This is a genomic window from Vibrio sp. 10N (assembly GCF_036245475.1).
In the GTDB taxonomy this organism is placed as follows: Bacteria; Pseudomonadota; Gammaproteobacteria; order Enterobacterales; family Vibrionaceae; genus Vibrio.
Genome location: NZ_BTPM01000001.1, coordinates 2,979,728 through 2,998,789, shown reverse-complemented (window position 1 = coordinate 2,998,789; position 19,062 = coordinate 2,979,728). Strand labels below are relative to the sequence as shown.

The window sequence follows — 19,062 nt, the reverse complement described above, 5'->3', positions numbered from 1 at the left end:
CCACTATAATAACCCTATCTTGAGAAGTCGCTTTGGCGGCTACTCCAATAACGAGAGGAATTATCCATGTTTAAGCCAAAACGTGTTGAAATTGCGAAAGAAAAATTAGACCTATACCAAGACATCTACTGGAACAAGTCAGATGCGGATTTCTACATCAACGAAGACATTGCTCCTATGCAAGCGCGCATGGCAGAGCAAGGCGTTGAAGCATTCAGCCTGCTAGGTAAAGAGCACGTGGGTGCATTCGGTGCCCCTTATGTGAATAACTTTGAAGGTGTTGACATCGCAATGTACGGCCTAACCATGGATAAGTGCTCGCCAAATGCTGGTGGTCATAAATTTGGTCCAGCTGCGATTCGTGAAGCGTCAAAAACGGGTATGGGTCTGATTCACCAAGACGGTACTATGCCGTTCGAATTGTGTAACATCATCGACTACGGAAACTGGGATGGTCTTGGTCAGTTCAACCTAGATGCAGAAATGCGTGCTGCACAAGAAGTGGTTGATGACATGGTTATTAACCACGGTATCACGCCATTCTTCTTTGGTGGTGACCACACTGTCGCTTACCCTGGTCCTGCGGCACTGGCGAAAGTTCACGGCCCAGTATCACTTATCCACATCGATGGTCACTTTGACCTACTGACTCGTAAAGACTTTGACTACGAGTCATACTCCGGCAACTGGTACTGCCGTCTAGCATCAGAAGGTGCAATGGACCCATCAACCAGCGTGAGCCTAGGTATGCGTGGCCGCTGGTGTGCATCACAACAAGGTAAAGCGAAAGCGATCGGTGGTAACTTCTTCCTAGCGGATGAAATCTACGATCTAGGCGTTGACTACATCGTTGAGCAAATCCTAGAGAAGCAAGGCGACGGTCGTCCAGTGTACCTAACGTTTGACCTAGATGGCCTAGATCTTCTAGACCACAGTGCAAACTCAAGCCCAGATCCATTCGGTGTTTCTGCGCGCATGTACTACGACATCTTCCGTAAGCTTCGTGCAACTAAGCGTATCAACCTAGTCGGTGCAGATATCGCGGAATTTGCTCCTCAGAAGAACTCTGATGAGAAAGATGCACTACTCACAGCTGCATTCGGTTGGGAACTACTGACATGGTTGGCAGAGTGCCGTTACATCCGTGAAGGTAAGAAGAACCCAACTAACTGGCCAATGAACTTCGGTCGTAACATCGAGTTCTAATCTGGTTTCAGATAGAAAAATGCCCGCTCAATTGAGCGGGCATTTTGTTTTTGGCAACAGGAAATTATTTGCTAAAGTTCATCGCCATTGCAGCGGCGATGTTGCGAGAAGTCATCTCGACATTGAATGCCGCTTCCTTTAGCGCCGTTGGCAAATCCGTGGCACCAAGCACTACGCTGTATGCCGCATCAATACCGTGCTCATGCACTACTGCACAATCTTTCGCTGTACTGCCTGCAATCGCAATCACAGGTATATCATACTGCTTGGCCGTGCGCGCTACACCAATTGGTGTTTTGCCATGGATAGTTTGGCTATCAATGCGACCTTCACCAGTAATCACAAGATCGGCATCTTTTACTACTTCGCTAAGGTTTACTGCATCCATTACGATCTGAATGCCCGGACGAAGCTCGGCATCGAAAAGACCTAAAAGTGCAGCACCTAGTCCACCTGCAGCGCCAGCACCAGCGGTATCTACGACGTCACGACCATTGGTTGATTTAATCACTTCTGCGTAGTGCGCCAGGTTACTGTCTAGCGTTTCAACCATCTCAGGCGTTGCCCCTTTTTGCGGGCCAAATACATGAGAGGCGCCTTTCGGGCCACATAGTGGGTTATCAACATCACATGCCACTTCTAGCTTGATATCCGCTAGACGAGGGTCTAGCTCTGCAAGGTCGATGCGGCTGAGCTTGCTTAGCTCACCGCCACCAAAACCCAGTGCATTGCCGTTGGCATCAAGCAATTTTGCACCTAGAGCTTGCGCCATACCAATACCACCGTCATTGGTCGCACTACCGCCGATACCGACGATAATGTGCTTCACTCCGCGATCCAGCGCCGCTTTAACCAGCTCACCCGTGCCAAAAGTGGTGGTCACTAGTGGGTTGCGTTTTTCAGGTTCTACCAAATGAAGACCGGATGCTGCCGCCATCTCAATGATAGCGGTTGAACCATCACCCATCAGACCGAAAAAGCCCTCAACGGTTTGTCCGAGTGGCCCAGTTACGTCACAAGTAACAATCGAGCCGCCAGTAGCATCAACGAGCGACTGCACTGTGCCTTCGCCGCCGTCTGCCATCGGAAGTTTGATGTATTCGGCGTCGGTGAAGATTTTCTTAAATCCTGCCTCAATAGCTTCGGCAACTTCCATGGCCGTTAGACTTTCTTTGTATGAATCTGGAGCGATGATAATTTTCATAATTAAACCTTAAACAAATAGACCGAACACACCGAAGATCATTACTGAAACGAACGCGATCATTAGACCAACCGCAGACTCGTAAGGAATGAGTTTGAGACGCTCGCGAATATCCATATGCACTGCGCCGCCTGTGGCGTGGAAGAAACTACCGTGTGGCATGTGATCCAGTACAGTAGCACCAGAGTGAATCATGGCTGCACCCGCTAGAGCAGGAACGCCGAGTTCAAGAATGGTGGAGCTAAATACGCTTGACGCGACCGCAGTACCAGCTGTGGTCGATGCGGTTGCGAGTGCCATCATGGCACCTGAAATTGGAGCAAGTAGGTATGATGGAAGACCTGAGGCAGTCAGCACATCAATAAGGCCATCTTTTAGACCTGAGTTAGCGATGATGCCAGCAAGGGTACCGGTACCAAGAAGCATTACTGCTACTGGTGCCATACGCGATAGGCCAGATACGGCAAAGTGGTTAGTGTCGGCAAAGCGACCCATGACGACGGCACCCATCAAGCCACCGAGTGGTAGTGCGATGAGCGGGTCAACGTTGATGCCAGCAATAGGGCGAAGCGCAAGCAGTGCGATGGCGACTAATGGAGCAACAATCGCAGCACTAAATTTAGGCAGCTTAGAGTGATCAACAGCAACCACTTCGCTCTCTGCGACTTTAGAGCCTTTGTTGACTAGCTTTTTCGCGATGAAGTAGGCGAAGATCATGCCGCACAGTCCAGGGATAACACCCGCTGCCATTACCGAGGTTAGAGGAACGTTGAACGCATCTGCTGCCGCAATCGCATTCGGGTTTGGTGACATCACGTTACCGGCTTTACCGCCGCCGACCATCGCCAGCAAGATAGCGGTTTTGGAGATGTCAGCACGGCGTGCAATCGCCAGTGCGATTGGTGAAACGGTAATCACCGCAACGTCAACGAATACGCCAACCGCAGTCAAAATCATAGTGGCAATCGCTAGAGCGAGAAGCGCGCGAGTTTCGCCGACTTTTTTAACAATGGTCTCAGCAATAGAAGTTGCCGCGCCGGATTCGATCAGCACGCCCGCCAAAACACCCGCTGCCAGAATACGGAGTACTGCAGTGACAATGCCTTGTGCACCTCCGATCATTAGAGCAACAGTATCGGTGAGAGAAACGCCGCCGACAACACCACCGACAAGGGCGCCGATGATCATGCCGTAAGCAGGTGGAACTTTCTTAAGGATAAGGGCGATGGCAACAATCAGAGCTGCTAGTGCGCCTAAGGTAGAGACTTCAATCATGGTTTGGTTTCCGCAATTTTAATAATTTTTTCTTTGGGTCTAAAAACCCTTATTGAGCGGAAGAGTAGCCATTTAGGGGAAGGTTTTCTTTATGCGAGCTGACGAATTTATCATTGGTGATTATGGTTAATTTGTGCAAATGCACAAATTAACCATTTTGTTACAAACATTTTAACGCTAGGTAGAGTTGTACTTTTTCGTCTAAGTTGTTGATGTTTAAGTTAGTTGTTTGCTCTATTTTGTCGAGTCGGTATCGCAAAGTGTTACGGTGGATATGGAGGGATTCACAAGTTTGAGCTAGATCGCAGTTTTGCTCAAAAAAAGTGCGCAGCGTCTTTAGAAGCACGCCTTTGCTATCAGCAGTAATCAGTTTTTCAATCGGAGTCTTTAGCTGATTGGCGCGCCATGGGTCGTGTTTGATGCTGCTTATTAGTACCGATAACTTGCGGTCTTGATAAAACAAAATAGGACCATCTAGGCTGTGGCTACTTTCGATGGTCGCTTTGGCGGTTTCATAGGATTTAGCAATACCGACCAGTTCAGGGAAGTAGTCACCTATCGCCATTTGAATTGAAAAATCACACTCTTGGTCGATACGTTTTAGCAGCTTTGCCACTCGCTTCTCTTCTTCTTTGCGGCTCCACGAATCATTGATAATCGTCACCGGCTTCAAAACCACGATCTCATTCATCGATACCGAAGCGATCCCGACGATGTTATCGCGCTCTGGATACTCCAATAGATGCACCAGCTTTTGTAGGTGTTCAAGTGTTACTGGCTCGCCTGGTCGTGGGATCACTTTGATCACAGTAGCAACGCGAGGCTGGGCAAGGTCGAGGTCGAGCCTTTGTGCGATGGAGAGCAATTGGCCTTCGTTTAAGCTTGAGCCTTCTATTAGTTGTAGAAGTAGCTCTTCGCGATGTCGTTTATTCCATTGCACCTGCGACATTAAGGCCGCCTGTTCTACGATAAGCTCGGCGGTCATCTTGACCAGCTCACCATAACTGCGCACCTCTTCCGGTGTACCAGAGATACCCACTACACCAATCACGTTCTCGTCGTAGATAATAGGTAGATTGATGCCTTTTTTAACCCCTGAAAGGGTAGAGGCAACGGAATCATTGATCTCTAAGGTGCGGTTATCGCGGATCGCCAGTAGCGCGCCTTCGTGGATCTGATGCAGCCTAGAGGGATCACTTGAACCAATGATGACGCCATTTTCGTCCATCACGTTAATAGAGTAATCGATGATCTTTTTCGCACGATCGACAATTTGTTTAGCAATGAGAGAGTTAAGCTGCATACGTTGAACATGTAATCGGAAGATGCTTTTGAGTATACCCGATTGTCTTGCAAACTAAGGTATAATCGCCGCGAGATTACCAAGAGAAACAGTGATGGAATTCGAGTTTATTAAAAACAGTTTCACAGGTGAGTACCTAGTGAGATGCGAGATGGGGCAAGAAGTGATTGCTCGTCTGCTGCAAGAAGAGATCAGTACCAGTGACCGCACCATCATGGAAATTACCGAGTTGCTCACTCAAGCTGCCCAGTTTTCGGGCAATGAGTTCAAGTGGCAAGGTAAAGAGATCTCATTAAGTGTGGTGGACTCGGAGGTTCATGTTTACGAAAATTCCTTAGCTTTTGACAGTTTAATGGAGATGGATGAAGAGTTTTCTGTTTATGAGAGTGAGAGTCATAGCGAGTGTGGACTAGAGGATTTTCGCTCGGTTTTAGAGCAATGGGAGCGTTTTATTCACAACAGGTAGTGACCCTTTGCCCCAAATTTGCACACTCCTAGTGCTAATAACATAAAACGCATTATTTTTGTGAACACCTTGCACCAATAAAGTGCAAGGTGTTTTCATTTGTATAACATAAAAACATCAATTCTATATTTTTCAACAGGTTAAAAAGTTGGCACGCACCTTGATTACTAGAATACGTAACAGGGATAAAAGGCGAAGGGGATGCCATGAAACTTATTAACGCAATCATTAAACCATTCAAACTCGATGATGTAAGAGAAGCACTTGCAGATGTTGGTATCGAGGGAATGACCGTTTCTGAGGTCAAAGGATTTGGCCGTCAGAAAGGACACACAGAATTATATCGTGGTGCGGAGTACCAAGTGGACTTTCTACCGAAAGTAAAACTTGAAATCGCGACGCACGCAGACAACGTAGACCGAGTTATTGAAGCGATCACTAACGCTGCTCAAACCGGCAAGATTGGCGACGGAAAAATATTTGTGTACGACCTAGCCCAAGCAGTACGTATTCGTACGGGCGAAATGGACGCTGAAGCACTTTAAGGGATTGGAGAACTTATTATGGAATTAGCAACGACTGTAAGCGAACTACGTTACGCGCTGGACACTTTTTACTTTCTTATTTCAGGCGCACTAGTAATGTGGATGGCGGCAGGTTTCGCCATGTTAGAAGCGGGTCTAGTCCGCTCAAAGAACACAACAGAAATCTTAACTAAAAACTTCTGTCTTTACGCGATTGCGTGTACTTGTTACCTCATCGTGGGTTACAACATCATGTATGTAGATAACGGCGAAGGCGGTTGGCTACCATCATTTGGTGCGCTAATTGGCACTCAAGGTGAAGGCGCAGACCACTCTCTAGAGTCGGACTTCTTCTTCCAAGTAGTATTCGTTGCAACAGCAATGTCAGTTGTATCAGGTGCAGTTGCTGAGCGTATGAAGCTTTGGTCTTTCCTAATCTTCTCTGTAGTGCTAACAGCGTTTATCTACCCAATGGAAGGTTACTGGACATGGGGCGGCGGTTTCCTATCAGAAGCAGGCTTCAGTGACTTCGCAGGCTCAGGTATTGTTCACATGGCAGGCGCAGCAGCCGCTCTAGCAGGTGTTCTACTACTGGGTGCTCGTAAAGGTAAATACGGTAAGAACGGTGAAATCCACCCAATCCCAGGTTCGAACATGCCACTAGCAACACTAGGTACGTTCATCCTATGGCTAGGTTGGTTCGGTTTCAACGGCGGTTCTCAGCTAATGGTTTCTGATTTCGAGAACGCAACAGCAGTTGGTCAAATCTTCCTAAACACCAACGCAGCAGCAGCGGCGGGTGCAATTGCAGCAATGCTTGTGTGTAAGACAACGTGGGGTAAAGCTGACCTAACAATGATTCTTAACGGTGCACTAGCTGGTCTGGTCGCAATCACAGCAGACCCACTGTCTCCATCACCAGTTTACTCGGTAGCAATCGGTGCAGTAGGTGGCGCGCTAGTCGTATTCAGCATCATTGGCCTAGACAAGCTTAAGATTGACGATCCAGTAGGTGCTATCTCAGTTCACGGTGTGTGTGGTTTCTTTGGCCTAATGGTTGTGCCACTAAGCAACGGTGACGCAACGTTCGGTGCACAGCTTCTAGGTGCGGCAGTTATCTTCGGTTGGGTATTCGCAGCAAGTCTAGCGGTATGGGCGGTACTGAAAGCAACAATCGGTATCCGCGTATCGGAAGAAGAAGAGCTAGAAGGTATGGACATGCACGACTGTGGTGTTGGTGCTTACCCAGAGTTCGTCAGCATGAAGTAACATTTAGTTACACTTTTATTAAAAACCTGCCTTATTAGGCAGGTTTTTTTATGTCAGATCATTGTTTTTCAAATCTGTATGAATATAATAACGCAACTGATAAACGTTCTCATTATGAATTAAAGGAACTAAACAATGAAAAAACTGCTAACTCTTTCTGCAATCGCAGCAAGCTTTGCCGCTCCAGCGATGGCTGCGGAAGAAGTCAACGTTTACTCTTACCGTCAACCTTTCCTTGTTGAGCCAATGTTCAACGAGTTCACGAAAGAAACGGGCATCAAGGTTAACGTGAAGTTTGCTAAGAAAGGTTTGGCAGAGAAGCTTGCGCAAGAAGGCGAATACAGCCCAGCTGACGTTGTGCTAACAACGGATATCAGCCGTCTTGCAGAGCTAACAGACAAGGACGTAGTTCAAGCGGTAGACAGCGATGTGATTAACGCGAACGTACCTGCTCAGTACCGTGATAAAGAGAATGAGTGGTTTGCTCTGACTCTACGTACTCGTAATGTTTACTCATCTCGCGACCGTGTTGGTAAGCTAGGTGCAGAGTTCAACTATGCAGACCTTGCTAAGCCTGAGTACAAAGGCAAAATCTGTACTCGTAGCGGTAAGCACCCTTACAACGTATCTTTGGTTTCATCTATGATTGCTCACCATGGTGAAGCAGAAACTAAAGAGTGGCTAGAAGGCGTAAAAGCGAACCTAGCTCGTAAGCCACAAGGCAACGACCGCGCTCAAGTTAAAGCGATCAAAGAAGGTCTTTGTGACGTTTCTCTAGGTAACAGTTACTACCTAGGTAAAATGGTTAACGACAAAGAGCAAAAAGCGTGGGCTGATGCGGTTTACATCAACTTCCCGAATCAAGAAACCACTGGCACGCACGTTAACGTGAGTGGCATGGCAATGGCGAAACACTCGCCAAACAAAGACAATGCACTGAAGCTAATGGAGTTCCTAACAGGCGAAAAAGCGCAGCAAATGTACGCAGAAGTGAACTACGAGTACCCAGTGAAAGAAGGCGTTAAGCGTTCTGAACTTGTGGCATCTTGGGGTGACTTCAAAGCAGATACTATCTCGCTAGATGACATTGCTGGTTACCACAGCGCTGCGATCAAATTGTTAGATGAAGTTAAGTTCGACCTATAATCGAAAAAAGGGGGTATAATGCCCCCTTATTCAATCTGGTTTATGACTTCTCGACTTCGCGTCGCCTGATGTATGTTTAGGCAATGAAAGAAAAAAATGTTGTTTGGAAAACCAGTAGTGGAGTGTTAACTCTGCTACTGGTTTTGCCTATTTTAGCGATCTTCTATACCGCACTTGGTGAATCAAGTGATCTTTTCGCACACCTGATGTCGACGGTGATGCCCACCTATATCCTCAATACCATCAAACTGGTGGTTGGCGTTCTGCTGCTTTCTCTTATTTTTGGTGTACCAAGTGCTTGGCTGATGGCCATGTGTCGCTTGCCTACGGAGCGAGTATTGCAATGGGCGCTGGTGCTGCCTTTGGCGATGCCGGGCTATATTATTGGGTATATCTTTACCGACTGGTTTGACTTTGCTGGCCCTATTCAAGTGTGGCTGCGTGATGTGTTTGCTTGGCAAGCTGGCGACTACTGGTTCCCGGATATACGCACTGTGGGCGGTGCAACGGTTGTACTCTCGTTGGTGCTTTACCCCTACGTTTATTTGCTGTGTCGAGCCGCTTTTATGGAGCAAAACGTCTCTTTGCTGCAATCGGCAAGGCTGCTTAAGTGCTCGCCGTTAGAAAGCTTTTGGCGTATTTCACTGCCACTCGCGCGTCCCTCTATTGCGGTAGGCTTGTCGCTGGTGGCGATGGAAACCATTGGTGATTTTGGTACGGTCAGCTACTTTGCGGTCAGCACTTTGACCACGGCGGTTTACGATACTTGGCTTGGTTATTCGAACTTGAGTGCCGCAGCCAAAATTTCCGCCATGATGATGGTGGTGATTGTGCTTCTACTGGGCGCAGAGCGCTACAGTCGCCGTAAACAGAAACTGTTTCAAAGTCAGTACAACAGCCATGAAGATTTTCGTTACGAGTTACGTGGCTGGAAAAAGTGGGCGGCATTAACCTGGTGCTGGGGCTTGGTGTCGGCAGCGTTTATCTTCCCACTTGGACAACTCGTGATCTATGCCTACAAGTACTTTGCACAAAGTTGGACCGAAGAGTTTCAAACCTATGCCATCAACAGCTTGCAGGTCTCTATCATTGCCGCCATCATCGGCGTGATCGTCGCTTTGGTGGTTAACTTCTATCGCCGCTTAGATCCAAGTCGTAAGGGGGTTGTTTTCATGCGAGCCTCATCGCTGGGTTATGCCGTCCCCGGGACTGTATTGGCGATTGGTGTGATGGTGACCGTTCTGTTTATGGATCATTCGGTGAATGATTTCGCCAAAGCGATGGACTGGCAGCGTCCTGGCCTGATTTTCTCTGGCTCGATGTTTGCGCTGATTTTTGCCATGGTGGTGCGTTTTTCTGCGGTGGCGATTGGTAGTATCGAAACCAGTCTGAGTAAGATTTCTCCTTCGCTAGATATGGCCTCACGCACTATGGGCTGTAAAAAGAATCAGATGTTGGTTCGCGTGCATTTGCCATTGATCAAACGTGGCGTGTTGATTGCTGGGCTGTTGGTGTTTATTGAGTCGATGAAAGAGCTCAATGCTGCGCTGCTGCTACGTCCATTCAACTTTGAAACCTTGGCTACTTACGTTTATAACTTTGCCTCAGATGAGCATTTGGAGCTAGCTGCGATGCCAGCCGTCTTGCTGGTACTCGTTGGATTACTGCCGCTCATTATTGTTAACCGTTCATTGGAGCAAAATCACTGATGACCACTGCACTGTCTATCGAAAACCTATCTTGTCAGTATGACGATCAAACAGTACTTGAGAACTTGTCTCTGCAGGTTAATCAAGGGGAGATTGTTTGTTTGCTGGGCGCCAGTGGTTGCGGTAAAACAACCTTGCTAAAAGCGATCGCTGGTCTATTGCCGCTGTCTGCAGGCAAGATGACGCTGGGTGAGCGCGAGATTGATAACGGTGAAACTTGGATGCCGCCAGAGCAGCGCAACATCGGGATGATTTTCCAAGACTACGCACTGTTTCCTCATCTTACAGTAGCGCAGAACGTCGCGTTTGGTCTGAAAGGCACGCCTAAAGCGCAGCAAGATGCCATCGTGATGGAAATGTTGTCACTGGTACACCTTGAGCAGTTCATTGACCGTTACCCGCATCAACTGTCGGGTGGTCAGCAGCAGCGCGTGGCGATTGCGCGCAGCTTGGCGTATAAGCCCGACCTACTGCTACTTGATGAACCGTTTTCCAACATTGATACCCAAGTGCGTCATGAGCTGATCCGCGAGATCCGCAAAATCTTCAAAAAACAGGGTGTGACCGCGATTTTCGTAACTCACAGCCGTGAAGAAGCGTTCGCCTTTGCCGACAAAATGGCAGTGATGAACCAAGGCGTAATCGAGCAATATGGCTCGGCGTCGGAGCTCTATTTCTGCCCATCAAGCAAGTTTGTTGCCGACTTCTTAGGTGGTGGTAGCTATCTGCAAGCCAAGCATATTAACGACTCAACATTCGATACCGCTATCGGCCAAGTTGAAGCTCAGTCATGCGCCTTGATTGAGCAGGGTGCCGATTGTCAGCTCTTGGTGCGTCCGCAGCATATTCAATTGACTCAGTCAGATAAGAGTACTATTACGGTTATTGAGCAGCAGTTTATGGGTGACCATTGCCGTTATGTGGTGGACATTGAAGGCACCCGCGTATTGGCAACCTCATTAGAAGCGCTTGATGTTGGCCAAAGTGTCGCGGTGAGTGTTGATGCCCAAGGCATCGTTGCTTTTGCCTGATAAGTCGTCTAAAAACTAGAGCTCGATACGCTGACCATTATTGAGATAAGTGGTGCAAGCGACACGAAGTAGCGAGGTGAAGTTACCGATTTCTCCTCGCTTGTCGACCACCTCTCGATAAATCCTCGATAGAAACTCCGCCACCGATATCTCAGCGTCCTCCGCAATCTCTTCAATGATCTTCCAAAATACCGCTTCCAGGCGAATGCTGGTGACGACACCGTCAATGCGCACGCTACGCGACTTCAATTCAAACAAGTTGGTTTCGGCACCAGAGTAGATTTCACACATTGGTGAGCGCTCCAATGAACAGTGGGTTTGAATAGCATAGCGGCTACTGCGCGATTGTCTGTTGTGCTTTAGTCTTAGTCGAGTAGCTTGTTGAATTGAGCTAACCAAGCAGGGTGTGCAGGCCATGCAGGTGCGGTGACAAACTGGCCGTCAGTAACTGCGTCGGTGACTTCAATATCAGCGTAGCTGGCGCCTGCGAGTTTCACCTCTGGGGCGCAGGCCGGATAGGCTGAGATAGTGCGCCCTTCAATGACGTTAGCTGCTGCAAGTAGTTGTGCGCCATGGCAAATTGCGGCAATCGGTTTTTGCGTTGCCGCGAACGCTTGTACTAACTCAATCACCTCTGAGTTCAGTCTTAAGTATTCTGGTGCACGTCCGCCCGGAATGAGTAGGGCATCAAAGTCGGTCGCATCGATACTGCTGAAATCAGCATTGAGGGTAAATAGGTGTCCCGGCTTTTCTGTGTAGGTTTGGTCACCTTCAAAATCATGTATCGCGGTTTTAATGGTGTCGCCTGCTTTCTTTTCAGGGCAGACCACCGAGACTTGGTGTTCCACCATCAGCAGTGCTTGAAAGGGCACCATGAGTTCATAATCTTCCACAAAGTCGCCTGCAATAATAAGTACCTTAGCCATCGTGTTCTCTCCTTGTTACTTGTCGTGGTTGGGAAATTAGTCGCTAAATTCTCAAGTTAACAAATTTTTTACAATGCTTGGTAGTAGTGGATTACTACAAAAAAGCCCGGAGACAGTCGTTCCGGGCAAAGATGTTCTCCACCTATAGGGAGCTTTTTGCTAATGGGCGGTCAAGAAGGTGAGTCGAGACCGCTTAAGGCAAAAAGGAAAGGAAACAGTGACTACAAAGACAAAAAGTCTTTCATCTGTTGAAGAACATATTCCGCTTGTTCCTTGTCTTCCATTTCACAGAAGATGCGCAGTAATGGCTCGGTTCCGGAGAAGCGAGCAATCACCCAGCCGCCATTTTTAAAGTACACTTTCGCACCATCGGCATAGCTGACTTTTTCTACTTCATACTCAAACTCAGGGAGCAGTTTCTCGACGTAGAGTTTGTGGTACAAGCTGTCTTTTTGTGATGGTTTAAAGGTGCAATCGCCTTCGGCGGTATAGGCGTAGCCATACTTACCGTAGATCTCTGATAGCAACTCGGAAAGTGTCTTCTGAGTGACACTGAGCATTTCGACTAAAAGGCTAGAGGCAAATACGCCGTCCTTACCTTTGATGTGACCGCGAATGGTCAAGCCGCCTGAGCTCTCACCGCCAATCAGTGAATCGTCGGCCTCCATTTGACTACTGATGTGCTTAAAGCCTACGGGAACCTCAAAGCTCTTTTCACCGTAATCGGCAGCAACTTTATCCAGTAGGTGAGTGGTGGCGATATTACGAACCACTGAGCCTTTCCAGCCTTTGTACTCAAGTAAGTAGTAGTAGAGCAGCAGCAGGACTTCATTGGGGTGAATAAAGTTGCCTTTTTCATCAATGATGCCAAGACGGTCAGCATCGCCATCGGTACCAATACCAATATCGTAGCCCTCTGCCGCCACGAGATGCTTAAGACGATATAGGGTTGCTGCACTTGGCGAAGGCATTAAGCCGCCAAAGTCTGGATTTTTGCCATCGTTGATGACGTCAACATCACAGCGTCCATTAATAAGCACCGTTTGCAGTGCGTTTTTCGCTACCCCAAACATCGGGTCGATAAGCACTTTAAGGTTAGCGCGCTTGATGGCGTCGATGTCGATAAGGTCGATGATCGAATCAACAAACTCGTTCATCGGGTTGATCACGCTGATAGCGCCGCGCTCGACGCACAGCTCGAAATCGCCAGAAATCACTTCTTGTTGAGTCAGTGTGGCAATCTGCGCTTCGATCTTCTCAGTGATCACTTCATCAGCGTCACGACCGCCTTCAATAAACACCTTGATGCCGTTGTAATCTGCCGGGTTATGAGACGCGGTGATGCACGCAGAATACGCGCAGCCCATGCTTTTCGCCTTGTACATAACAATTGGGGTCGGCACGAACTTATCGATAAAACTCACTGGGATACTGTTAGCTGCCAATACTTCTGCAAACCAGCGTCCCGCTTTATCGGATAAAAAACGGCGGTCATAGCCAATAACGAACCCGCGCTCTGCTACGTTTTCGGCTTTAATGATGTTAGCCAGCGCTTGAGCGACGAGCTTCACGTTGTCCTTAGTGAACTCTTCGCCAATAAAGGCGCGCCAGCCGCCTGTTCCAAATTTGATCATCTCTCTCTCCTAAGAGGTTATCTGCTCATGCAGTGTGACCAATGATGAGCTCACACAGGAGCTCATCATTGCAGGGGCGAATTAGCCCAGCACCACATGAACTTGGTTCACGCTGCCTTCCGCTTGCGGTGGAATAGCACCCTCAATCGCTTCGCCGTTTAGGGTGATAGATTTCACGCCTTTGCTGACGTTGCTTGGGTTGTCGACTTTGATTTGATACGTCGCACCGCGCCATTGGCGAGTCACTTCAAATCCAGGCCACTCTGTTGGAATACATGGGTCAACCACTAGGCCATCAAAGCTCAATCTCACACCGAGGATGTAGTTGGTCGCGGCGAAGTAAGCCCAGCCTGAGGTACCCGTTAGCCAAGGGTGGTTAGCACGGCCATGGTCTTGGTGGTCACGGCCCATGATGAACTGCACGTAAGAGTAGGGCTCTGTGATGCGAGTTTCGATCATGTCGTTTTGGTTGTATGGGTTGAGCGCGTCATAGTATTTCATTGCTTGATCGCCGCGTCCCAATTTCGCTTCAGCGACCCATGCCCATGGGTTTGGATGCGAGAAGATCGCGCCGTTTTCTTTTACGCCTTGATAAACGCGAGTGACAAAGCCAATGTCATCGTTGGGTGTCGCGAATGAAGGAGCGTTTAGATGCAAGCCGAAGTCTGAGTAGAGGTACTCATCCACTGCGTCCATGGCTTTTTTGCCGCGCTCTTCGCTCACTGCGCCAGACACCACTGCCCAGGTGTTGGATTCAAGGTGAACTTTACCTTCGGTCTGGGTGCTGGTGCCGACTTTGTCGCCATTTTTGGTGATACCGCGGATATACCAACCGCCGTCTTCATCCCAAAGGTGCGTTTCACAGGCGTCTTGAACTTTTTGCGCCATTTGTTGGTAGTAGGCGACATCATCAAGCTCACCACGGTTGCGTGCGAGGTCAACGAAGTCTTGTAGAGCCCAGTAATGCAAGAACGCCACCATGGATGATTCACCACCGCCCAGGTTTAGACAGTCATTCCAGTCTGCGCGCAGACCTTTGGCGATGCCCGTAGCACCCACGTGCTCATCGGTAAAGTTAAGTGCCGCTTTCATGTGCTCGTAAACGGTCGCATTGCCGCCGTCAGCGTAAGGGATCACCTCATCAAAGAAGTCTGTTTCGCCGGTTTCCATCACGTAGCGACAAATCGTTGGTACTAACCATAAATGATCGTCTGAACAGGTATCTGCAATGCCGTGGATCTTGTCTTCATCACTTGGTGTTGGAACAACGGTTGGCGATTTTGATGGCTCTACATCGGCTTTTTCTGGATCGAACCAATCTGGATCGAATAGGTGCAAACCGTAGCCCGCTTTCACCTGACCGCGAAGTAGATCAACGATACGTTTACGTGTCATTTCCGGCGCTGAGTGAGGTACCGCCATCGCATCTTGCGCAGTATCGCGATAACCCAAACCAGTACGACCGCCCACCTCAATGAATGACGCAAAGCGCGACCAAACCACACAGGTTTCTGCTTGGTACAGCGTCCATGTGTTGAGCATGGTGTCCAGACCTTCGTTAGGCGACGTCACTTGGAACTTAGCGCAGCGCTCATCCCAGTGCGCTTTAATCGCATCAAAAGCCGCATCGACTTCAGACAAATCTTGGTACTTGGCACGCAGACGCTCGCCGTTGCCTTTCCCAATACCCAGTACGTATGCGAAACGCACTTCTTCACCTGGTGCGATAGTGAATTGCTTGTGCAAAGAGCCACAATGGTTGTAACAGGTTTGAGTATGGTTCGAGCATTGACCTTTTTCGACAGCGATCGGGTTTGATTCATCGCGGTACAGGCCAAGGAAGCTATCACGTTGACCATCGTAGCTGTCTGGAGTGAACGTCGACGCTAGGTAGTAGTAGCCTTCAAAGTCATTGGTGTTGTAGAACAGGTCGTACTCAATCACGCCATCTTGGTAGCTGGTGCCCGCAGAATAGAGCGACATCTGATGGTTTTGGTTGTCAGAGGCAATATGGCTAAATGAGAACTCAACAAATGAGAATGCGCTGATGGTACGCGGTTTATCGCCCGTGTTGCGGATAACGACATCCCACACTTCCGCATCTTCACCTTTTGGTACGAACAGCGTTTTGGTGGCTTCGATGTCGGAGTATTGGCACTTGAATTTAGAGTAAGACAGGCCGTGACGAACTTCGTAATTGGCTTCATCTAGGCTTTTTGCCACAGGCTGCCAAGAGATTGACCAGTAGTCGCCCGTCTCGTCATCACGCAGGTACACATAGTGTCCAGGACGGTCAAACGTCGCGTTAGGACGGAATTTCGTCACGCGATTGTATTCTGGTGAGTTGTAGAATGAGTAACCGCCCGCGTTGTGCGAAATGACGGTACAGAATTTTTCTGTCCCTAGGTAGTTAGTCCAAGGAGCAGGGGCATCGGGACGAGTGATAACATATTCTCGGTTCTCGTTATCGAAGTAGCCGTATTGCATGATGATATCCTTATTGGGGAAATTGAAACCGTTCGTTAATATTGGCGCTGCGTTTGGTATTGCACGCCTTGTAATCCTTGTCCTGTTGGCCAAGGATGCTTGTATTTCACGCACTGTCTGTCGAGCAAACAGAGGTGGCGTTTAAGCCGCGACAGAAAGGCGCAATAATCTTTGTTGTTATTCGTGCTCCACGCCGTTTCTGCTAATGCAGTGAGACGTGGGAACATCATGTAGTCGAGTGTGTCGGGTGAAGTGATTCTCTCAGTCCAAACTGCAGCCTGCATACCTAGGATACGTTTCTTTACGGGGTCATCTGGATGCAGCTGAGCAAGTGGCTCATAGTGATAGGCTTTCTCTAGCGTGATGGTGTTCGCGCTATGCACCCCGAGTTCACTGGTGTTGTCGTCTTGCGCCATATCGAGATAGGTGCTCTGGCCTGGTTGTAAAATGACGTCGTAGCCGAGCTTGGCGGAGTTAATGGCCGCTTCTTCACTTAGCCAAGAGTAAACAATGGTGTCTTTACTGACTTTGTTGACTAAGTTGCCCTCTTCCCACCCCAACATACGCTTGCCGAGAGATTTCAGCTTATCTTCGACATGACGCAGTAGGTGGCCTTGGAGATCCTTCGGATTGTGATAGCCATGTTCTGCCATTAATGCATGGCAGCTTGGACTGTCACTCCATACTCCAACTGGAACTTGGTCTGCGCCAATATGGATAAAAGGCGAGGGAAAAAGAGCGGCGACTTCTTCGAATACAGTATCAAGAAACCGATAGGTGCCAGGTAATCCTGGAGAAAGCACGTTGTCGCAGTAGTTCTGGGCACTGCGATAGCTAGAGCTGTCTTCCTTGTCGATGAGCAGATGTGGCAACGATTTAATCGCGGCACGGCTGTGACCCGGTACGTCAATTTCAGGTATGACTTGGATGTTGCGTGCCGCGGCGTAGTCAATAATCTCAGCCACTTCTTGTTGGGTATAGTAACCACCATAGTCGCGCTGGATACTGTGTAGTTGAGGCTCTAAAGCGCGCTCTGGGCCACGCCACGCCCCCACATCAGTCAATTCAGGAAAGGCATGAATCTCAAGACGCCACGCTTCATCGTCGGTAAGGTGCCAATGAAAGGTGTTGATTTTGTAGTGGGCAAGGAGGTTCAAAAGGCGTTTTATTTCGCTTATTGGCTGAAAGCTGCGAGCGCTGTCGAGCATGACGCCTCGATAGCGAAAACGCGGCGCGTCCTGAATTTGAACGTAAGGGACATACAAGGTTTGACGGTCTTTATCGAAGTCCATCAGTTGCATCAGAGTTGCGCAGCCATAGACAAACCCTGCGTTGCCATTGGATTCAATCTCAATTCCGGTGTGATCAACACGCAGTTTGTAGGCTTCATTGTCTAGCACTGGTGAGTGTCGAAAACGAATATCTTGCTGACCGATGGATTTGGTCGTGATTGCGAACAAACGATCGATCTCATCCTTTAGCCAATTGGCGACCGATTGCATTGCTTGATCTTCGACGCAGATTTGGCTGTAACGAGTCAGCTCATACACGCTGTCGCCAAGTTCAATCGATTGTGGCTCTGGGATCAGACCGTGTCTGCCTTCAAAGACATCGCCAATTGGATTCGATTTGTCTTCTCCTGATCCAAGTACAATAGGGGAGGTGGTCACCGGGTACTGGGCTAAGCTGTCAGTATTGAGGTAGGCTTCTTTAATGCCATCATTGAGTGATTTGAACGGCGCTGTGGCAATACAAAACTCAATATACACATGATTGTTGGCGTACAGCGGTGTCCCTTCAATGTTGAGGCTACAGAAGGTGCCGACTTGCGTAAGGTTACCTTGAGATAAGCTGTCTGGCGTAATAAAACGCTCGAAAACAAAATGCAGTTGCCAATTGGCGTGGCTTTTCTCAGATAAGTTATGCAAGGTTAAGCCAAAGCGGCAGCCTTTTGGCAAGCGCTCTACAATGGCTAAATCGACACGAAAATCCATATCCGCCCCTTACTAGTACAGGTTGTGTTTCTCAATGCCTGCCATCATCAAGGCACCATCCATCGCATCTCCTTGTGGAGCTACGATCCAGCGCTGTGCGGCAGGCGATAACCAATCGAAGATGCGTTCAGCGATGCTGCCCATCAGGCAGATCTTGTCAGCACCGCGCTGGTTTAGCGCGCAAAGGAACATTTCAATATCGTCAGCGGTCTGTTGTAGCAGCGCTTTGGCTAAGCTGTCGTTGAGGTAGGCGTATTCAAAAATTGCCGGTGAAAACTGCCCATAATCACGCGGCAAAGCGCTTTTAGACCACTCAACAATCGCATCAATATCGTGGTTGAAATGGGTCATAACAATCTCAGCGAGAGGGGAAGCGGGCTTAATGCCGTCTTGAATGAGCAGCACTTGCTGAATCAGTCTAAGCCCCATTACTGCGCCGCCGCCCTGGTCGGAGATTGGGAATTCTCGGCCGCCAACGACATGCTGCTGATCACCCTGAATGCAAAGACCAACAGAGCCAGTGCCAGCGATCATAATTGCGCCATCTTCGCCTTGATGGGCACCTAAACAAGCACCATAGCCATCGGTGTTGAGTGTCACACTGGCAAACGGATGTGCGGTATTCATAAAGGCGTGATAACTGGCTTTGTGTTCGGCACCGGCAAGCGCAAGGCCAACGTCCATCTGTGAAAACGATGACGCGTCTAAGCCGCCTTGCATTGCTGCTTGCTCGATGGAGTCGATGATAGATTGCATGGCCAATTCAGCGCCGAGCATGATGTTGGCACTGCCGCTTTTGGCTTCGCCAATGATATTGTTATTGTCATCGATAATTCGAGCGCGGCAGGAGGTTCCCCCACCATCGATACCTACTTTATACCTAGCCAT

16 protein-coding genes are annotated in these 19,062 nt (G+C 48.8%); 7 read left to right on the top strand and 9 right to left on the bottom strand.

Going from position 1 to position 19,062, the window contains the following annotated elements:
* Window positions 1-66: 66 nt before the first annotated feature.
* Window positions 67-1,206, top strand: coding sequence for an arginase family protein (locus tag AAA946_RS13890; RefSeq protein ID WP_338165367.1), 1,140 nt, complete (start codon window positions 67-69; stop codon window positions 1,204-1,206).
* A gap of 64 nt (window positions 1,207-1,270) precedes the next feature.
* Here AAA946_RS13890 and AAA946_RS13885 read toward each other — a convergent pair whose 3' ends face one another.
* The 3 genes from AAA946_RS13885 to AAA946_RS13875 form a co-directional block, all read right to left on the bottom strand.
* Window positions 1,271-2,410 carry a glycerate kinase gene (locus tag AAA946_RS13885; protein ID WP_338165366.1) on the bottom strand — a complete coding sequence of 380 codons (1,140 nt, stop codon included), beginning with the start codon at window positions 2,408-2,410 and terminating at the stop codon, window positions 1,271-1,273.
* 9 nt (window positions 2,411-2,419) lie between these two features.
* A complete protein-coding gene (locus AAA946_RS13880) occupies window positions 2,420-3,685 on the bottom strand; it encodes a GntP family permease (protein WP_338165365.1) in 1,266 nt (421 codons plus the stop codon).
* A gap of 160 nt (window positions 3,686-3,845) precedes the next feature.
* Window positions 3,846-4,988, bottom strand: a complete 1,143-nt coding sequence (locus AAA946_RS13875; RefSeq protein ID WP_338165364.1) for a sugar diacid recognition domain-containing protein — start codon at window positions 4,986-4,988, stop codon at window positions 3,846-3,848.
* 94 nt (window positions 4,989-5,082) lie between these two features.
* Between AAA946_RS13875 and AAA946_RS13870 the strand changes: the two genes are divergently transcribed.
* The 6 genes from AAA946_RS13870 to AAA946_RS13845 all read left to right on the top strand — a co-directional run bounded on the left by AAA946_RS13870 (window position 5,083) and on the right by AAA946_RS13845 (window position 11,133).
* Window positions 5,083-5,454, top strand: a complete 372-nt coding sequence (locus AAA946_RS13870) for a YacL family protein (protein ID WP_042473337.1) — start codon at window positions 5,083-5,085, stop codon at window positions 5,452-5,454.
* Between the two features lie 206 nt (window positions 5,455-5,660).
* On the top strand, window positions 5,661-5,999 hold the full coding sequence (locus AAA946_RS13865) for a P-II family nitrogen regulator (RefSeq protein WP_038229080.1): 339 nt from the start codon (window positions 5,661-5,663) through the stop codon (window positions 5,997-5,999).
* 18 nt (window positions 6,000-6,017) lie between these two features.
* Window positions 6,018-7,247, top strand: a complete 1,230-nt coding sequence (locus tag AAA946_RS13860; protein WP_042473340.1) for an ammonium transporter — start codon at window positions 6,018-6,020, stop codon at window positions 7,245-7,247.
* A 135-nt stretch (window positions 7,248-7,382) separates the two neighbouring features.
* On the top strand, window positions 7,383-8,393 hold the full coding sequence (locus tag AAA946_RS13855; protein WP_338165363.1) for a Fe(3+) ABC transporter substrate-binding protein: 1,011 nt from the start codon (window positions 7,383-7,385) through the stop codon (window positions 8,391-8,393).
* Window positions 8,394-8,476: 83 nt separating this feature from the next.
* Window positions 8,477-10,102, top strand: coding sequence for an ABC transporter permease (locus AAA946_RS13850; RefSeq protein ID WP_338165362.1), 1,626 nt, complete (start codon window positions 8,477-8,479; stop codon window positions 10,100-10,102).
* A complete protein-coding gene (locus tag AAA946_RS13845) occupies window positions 10,102-11,133 on the top strand; it encodes an ABC transporter ATP-binding protein (RefSeq protein WP_338165361.1) in 1,032 nt (343 codons plus the stop codon). Before AAA946_RS13850 ends, AAA946_RS13845 begins: the two co-directional genes overlap by 1 nt.
* 15 nt (window positions 11,134-11,148) lie before the next feature.
* Here AAA946_RS13845 and AAA946_RS13840 read toward each other — a convergent pair whose 3' ends face one another.
* From AAA946_RS13840 to AAA946_RS13815, 6 genes are all read right to left on the bottom strand, one after another.
* Entirely contained in the window at window positions 11,149-11,424 is a 276-nt protein-coding gene (locus tag AAA946_RS13840) for a ribbon-helix-helix domain-containing protein (protein ID WP_338165360.1), read from the bottom strand.
* 74 nt (window positions 11,425-11,498) lie between these two features.
* Entirely contained in the window at window positions 11,499-12,059 is a 561-nt protein-coding gene (locus AAA946_RS13835) for a DJ-1/PfpI family protein (protein WP_042496306.1), read from the bottom strand.
* Window positions 12,060-12,280: 221 nt separating this feature from the next.
* Complete coding sequence (locus tag AAA946_RS13830; protein WP_338165359.1) at window positions 12,281-13,693, bottom strand: phosphoglucomutase/phosphomannomutase family protein; 1,413 nt, start codon at window positions 13,691-13,693, stop codon at window positions 12,281-12,283.
* An 81-nt stretch (window positions 13,694-13,774) separates the two neighbouring features.
* Entirely contained in the window at window positions 13,775-16,180 is a 2,406-nt protein-coding gene (locus AAA946_RS13825; protein WP_338165358.1) for a GH36-type glycosyl hydrolase domain-containing protein, read from the bottom strand.
* A 35-nt stretch (window positions 16,181-16,215) separates the two neighbouring features.
* Entirely contained in the window at window positions 16,216-18,174 is a 1,959-nt protein-coding gene (locus AAA946_RS13820) for a beta-N-acetylhexosaminidase (protein WP_338165357.1), read from the bottom strand.
* A gap of 12 nt (window positions 18,175-18,186) precedes the next feature.
* Window positions 18,187-19,062, bottom strand: a complete 876-nt coding sequence (locus AAA946_RS13815; RefSeq protein WP_338165356.1) for an N-acetylglucosamine kinase — start codon at window positions 19,060-19,062, stop codon at window positions 18,187-18,189.

What these genes read in the sequence shown, in the direction of transcription:
- AAA946_RS13845 (WP_338165361.1), top strand. Translation starts at nt 10,102, where the DNA reads ATGACCACTGCACTGTCTATCGAAAACCTATCTTGTCAGTATGACGAT.
- AAA946_RS13885 (WP_338165366.1), bottom strand. Translation starts at nt 2,410, where the DNA reads ATGAAAATTATCATCGCTCCAGATTCATACAAAGAAAGTCTAACGGCC.
- AAA946_RS13860 (WP_042473340.1), top strand. Translation starts at nt 6,018, where the DNA reads ATGGAATTAGCAACGACTGTAAGCGAACTACGTTACGCGCTGGACACT.
- AAA946_RS13855 (WP_338165363.1), top strand. Translation starts at nt 7,383, where the DNA reads ATGAAAAAACTGCTAACTCTTTCTGCAATCGCAGCAAGCTTTGCCGCT.
- AAA946_RS13830 (WP_338165359.1), bottom strand. Translation starts at nt 13,693, where the DNA reads ATGATCAAATTTGGAACAGGCGGCTGGCGCGCCTTTATTGGCGAAGAG.
- AAA946_RS13840 (WP_338165360.1), bottom strand. Translation starts at nt 11,424, where the DNA reads ATGTGTGAAATCTACTCTGGTGCCGAAACCAACTTGTTTGAATTGAAG.
- AAA946_RS13890 (WP_338165367.1), top strand. Translation starts at nt 67, where the DNA reads ATGTTTAAGCCAAAACGTGTTGAAATTGCGAAAGAAAAATTAGACCTA.
- AAA946_RS13835 (WP_042496306.1), bottom strand. Translation starts at nt 12,059, where the DNA reads ATGGCTAAGGTACTTATTATTGCAGGCGACTTTGTGGAAGATTATGAA.
- AAA946_RS13865 (WP_038229080.1), top strand. Translation starts at nt 5,661, where the DNA reads ATGAAACTTATTAACGCAATCATTAAACCATTCAAACTCGATGATGTA.
- AAA946_RS13815 (WP_338165356.1), bottom strand. Translation starts at nt 19,062, where the DNA reads ATGGCTAGGTATAAAGTAGGTATCGATGGTGGGGGAACCTCCTGCCGC.
- AAA946_RS13850 (WP_338165362.1), top strand. Translation starts at nt 8,477, where the DNA reads ATGAAAGAAAAAAATGTTGTTTGGAAAACCAGTAGTGGAGTGTTAACT.
- AAA946_RS13820 (WP_338165357.1), bottom strand. Translation starts at nt 18,174, where the DNA reads ATGGATTTTCGTGTCGATTTAGCCATTGTAGAGCGCTTGCCAAAAGGC.
- AAA946_RS13825 (WP_338165358.1), bottom strand. Translation starts at nt 16,180, where the DNA reads ATGCAATACGGCTACTTCGATAACGAGAACCGAGAATATGTTATCACT.
- AAA946_RS13880 (WP_338165365.1), bottom strand. Translation starts at nt 3,685, where the DNA reads ATGATTGAAGTCTCTACCTTAGGCGCACTAGCAGCTCTGATTGTTGCC.
- AAA946_RS13875 (WP_338165364.1), bottom strand. Translation starts at nt 4,988, where the DNA reads ATGCAGCTTAACTCTCTCATTGCTAAACAAATTGTCGATCGTGCGAAA.
- AAA946_RS13870 (WP_042473337.1), top strand. Translation starts at nt 5,083, where the DNA reads ATGGAATTCGAGTTTATTAAAAACAGTTTCACAGGTGAGTACCTAGTG.